We start from the raw sequence: 3,574 nt of genomic DNA on the forward strand, positions 1-3,574 counted from the left end.
ACGACCGGCGGCCAGAACGGCCAGTCCACCAGGCCCGCGGCACTCGCGCCGGCGCCGGCGAGCGCGCACGTGCAGCCGGCGATGTTCTTGGCCGAACCGAACCAGGTGAGGATCCACTGTCCCCGGCCGGGGATCGGCGCCGACGGGGGTGGTGCCGGGCGCGGGAGCCGCGGTGGACGCGGCGTCGGCGGTTCACTGGTAGCCACGGATGTCCTTGAACGCGTCCGCCAGCGACGAGGTACGAGCGTCGAACACCGCGCCGCCGGTGTCGGCGGAGATGTCCCGCAGCGCCGCCGGGTCGGCCTCCCCGAAGGCGATCGTGAAGGTACGCACGGCACGCGCGGCCGCCGGCAGCCGCTGATAGGAGGAGCGGAAGTCGGCAGCCGAGATACCGGAGTTGTTCTCCCCGTCGGTCATCAGGACGATCGACGTGAGGTAGCCGGGGTCGGCCTCAACGGCCGCGCCGGCGGCCCGGTAGCCGGCCTCCAGCGCCGAGTAGATCGCGGTGCCGTCCTGGAGCCGCAGGCCGTCCACGAACGTGTTGACGCCCGCCAGATCCGCGGAGCCCGGCCGCGGGTCGTTCACGGCGAAGTCCACGGGGTCGTTGGCCCGGCCGGCGAAGGTGATCATCGTGATCTTCTCGCGACCCCGGAACCGGGCGAACCTGCCGGACAACGTGTCGTCCGCACCGGTAAGTCCGCGCAGCGCCGCTATCCGTGATCCGGCCATCGACCCGGACACGTCGAGCAGGAAGATGGCGTGGCTGGGCCGCCGGAACCGGTCGAGGTAGGCGGACAGCAGCTGGTCGGCGACCTGCCGGCTCGCCGGGAAGGGCAGCTCGGTGAGCGTCCGCGTCGGGAACCGGGCGTCCAACGCCACCCCGGGCAGGGCCGGCCGGCGGCTCGTGGCAGTCTGCAGCCGGTGCTGCGTCCGCGGCAGGCGCAGCCAGCTGACGACCCGGTCATAGAGATCACGCTTGTCCGGCCGCAGCAGCAGGAGAGGGTAGTCGGAGGTGACGATCCCGTCCCGGGGATAGATCAGCTCCAATGGTTCGCGCAGCCGGTGCCCGGCGTTCAGGGCCAGCAGCACCGACTCATAGTTGATCATGCCGCCGAGAGTGTCCTGGGAACGGGCGTAGGCGTCGGTCAGGAAACCGGAACTGCCCGCGGTCAGTGCCTGGCCAGAGAAGAACGAGGTCAGCTGGGCAGGTCTGATGTCCTGCGGGCGCAGCGCGTCCGAGGTGCCGGCGAGTGCCGCCGCCACCCCGACCAGGGCGGAGAAACCCGAGTTCGACGCCGCGGGATTCGTCATGGCGTAGGAGAGCTGGCCGGCCGCCACCTTCGCGGCGATGTCGGCCCAGGTCACGTTCGGGTTGCCGGTCCAGCCGAACTGCCAGGCCAGGCTGCGTCGGACCCCGAACACCACCGGCGACAGCATGATCGACGATCGCGCGGCCACGGACGTCGCGCCGTTCGGCAGCAGTCGCAGGTACCGGTCGGAGGCGAACCAGGCGGCGTCGGCCTGGGCGGTGCCCCTGGTAATCGCGTCGGCGCCGTCCAGGGTGCCGGTGTAGCCCAGCCGCAGGGTGACGCCGGGCCCGGGTGAGATCGGGAAGCAGCGGCTGGATGTCCTGGAGTTCGGAGCCGGCGAGGACGGTGAGTTCGCCCGCGGATTCGCCGGTACCGGACCCGCCGGTGCCGGACCCGTCCGCCGGTCCCGGACCTCCGCCCGAGCAGGCGGCCGCGAGCAGCACCGTCAGGAGACACGCGAGCAGGGCCGCGGGCGGCCGTCGGTTCACCGGCCGCCGCCCGGCAGCGTCAGCTCGCCACCGCCGTCGGGGTACGAGCCGAGCTCGCCGAGCTCGCCCGCGGCCGACCGGTCCAGGTAGGCGGTGGCCCTGCCGATCTCGGTGGACAGCGCGTCCACCGTCGTCCGCATGGTGTCCAGCGCGGCGGCGCGGTAGTCGTCGATGGCGTCGATGGTGGCGTAGATGTTCGCGAAGGCCTGCTGGAGGGTCCGCAGCGAGACGGTCGCCGAGGACGCCTGCCGGTGCACGTCGACGCTCTGCCGGCGCAACAGCTCCGACGTGCCAGAAATGATCTTCTCGGTGGTGCTGTTCAGGGCCGAGATCTGGTCAAGGACCAGCTTCTGGTCGGCCAGCGCCTGGGCGACGATCACCGCGGTGCGCAGGGCCGACACGGTCGTGGTGCTCGCCCGGTCCACACCCTTGATGAGTTCGAGGTTGTTGCGCCGGAGCAGGTCCAACGCAAGGTAGCCCTGTGCGCCTCCGGCAAGCTGGGTAAGCAGGTCCTGGTGCTTCTGGCGGACGTAGAACAGCACGTCCCGGCGAAGCTCCTCAGCCCGGTCCGGATCGGTGCCCGCGAGCGCCGCGATCCCCGTCTCGAGCTCACCGTCGAGTCTGCCGGCGAGGTAGGCGTACTCCCGCAGCCGGCCGATCGTCGCCCACAGGTTCTGCTTCTCCTGCTCGATGGCGGCGTTGTCCCGGCGAAGCTCCTCCTGACCGTGCTGCAGGGCGCGCAGGATCCCGTCCAGGTGGGCCTGCGACGACCGGTAGGACGCGAAGTAGTCCCGCAGCCGGTTGCCGAAGGGGAGCACGCCAAGCAGCTTTCTGGGGGCGTCGAGATTCTGCCGGGAGGGGTCGAGGTCCGCCACGACCCGGCGCAGCTCGACCAGGGACTTCGACACCGCCGAGGTCTGGTCGAAGGGCCCGGAGTTCATCGCCCGGGTGGGCTTGCCGAGCAACCGGTTGGACACCGACGCCGATTCCCGGATCTCCTTCTCCCCCAGCCGGTGCACGGCGGCGACCTTCGACGCGAACGCCGGCGAGTGGGCATCGATGGACAGCAGCGTGCGCGCGAACGTGCCAGCCTGCTCGTCCAGTCGGGCCACGGCGTCCGGATCGATCGGAACGGCCGGTTCGGCCCGGTCAAGGGGCACCGGTGCCACCGGCTCGGGCGGGGTCAGCACCAGGCCGCCGGGGGACGTATTGCCAGGTGCCGTATTCCGGTCGGCGGCCGGCGGTTGCGTGGTCAACCGGGTCTCCCCTGCGCCTGGTTCACAATCTTGCGTTCCTCGATGGCGGCGGTGGGCGGTTCCACCACGTCGACCAGTGACGGCGGCGGCGCGAGACCCCGTTCGGTGGCCAGGCGGCGGCCGTACGCGGCATCCGCGGTACGAAACCCGTGCTGAGCCGCGAGACGCTGCAGCTGCGGGTCGGTGGCAAGCAGCCGCCCGGCGGCATCTCCATCGGCGGTCAGTGGTACCATTGTGTGCTTCGCGTAGATCGTTGGCTCCGGGTACATGAGGACCATGTCGGGGCTGATGGAGCCGTCGTTCGCGAGCTGACGGGCGACGAACTGCGCCTCGTAGATCATGGCCATCGGCGTCTTCCCCATCCCGATGGTGAGGAAGTCGTCGAAGGGTTCCTGGGTGGACTGCTCGACATAGCCCTGCTTGACGAACAGCGGTGCGCAGCGGGCGGCCACCCGATCCGCCGCGGCGCTGTCGGCGACGACGTTACCGCCGTTCTCGACATAGCTGGCGATCGCCAGGT

General features: G+C 70.9%; 2 protein-coding genes and 2 pseudogenes. All 4 read right to left on the minus strand.

Annotation, left to right across the window (positions count from 1 at the left end):
- Nucleotides 1-206 (minus strand): annotated as a pseudogene (locus tag AC08ON_RS15780) (hypothetical protein); the annotation flags it as partial.
- Nucleotides 193-1,437, minus strand: a complete 1,245-nt coding sequence (locus tag AC08ON_RS15785) for a VWA domain-containing protein (protein WP_476617242.1) — start codon at nt 1,435-1,437, stop codon at nt 193-195. The gene AC08ON_RS15785 and the pseudogene AC08ON_RS15780, both read right to left, overlap by 14 nt.
- A gap of 357 nt (nt 1,438-1,794) precedes the next feature.
- Nucleotides 1,795-3,054: a toxic anion resistance protein gene (locus tag AC08ON_RS15790; protein ID WP_476608235.1), complete on the minus strand. Its 1,260-nt coding sequence runs from the start codon at nt 3,052-3,054 to the stop codon at nt 1,795-1,797.
- Nucleotides 3,051-3,574: pseudogene (locus AC08ON_RS15795) on the minus strand (hypothetical protein); the annotation flags it as partial. The pseudogene AC08ON_RS15795 and the gene AC08ON_RS15790, both read right to left, overlap by 4 nt.

The organism is Frankia sp. CoWAU3 (assembly GCF_977971855.1).

Coding starts and splice junctions, on each gene's coding strand:
- AC08ON_RS15785 (WP_476617242.1), bottom strand. CDS start 1,437: ATGCTGTCGCCGGTGGTGTTCGGGGTCCGACGCAGCCTGGCCTGGCAG.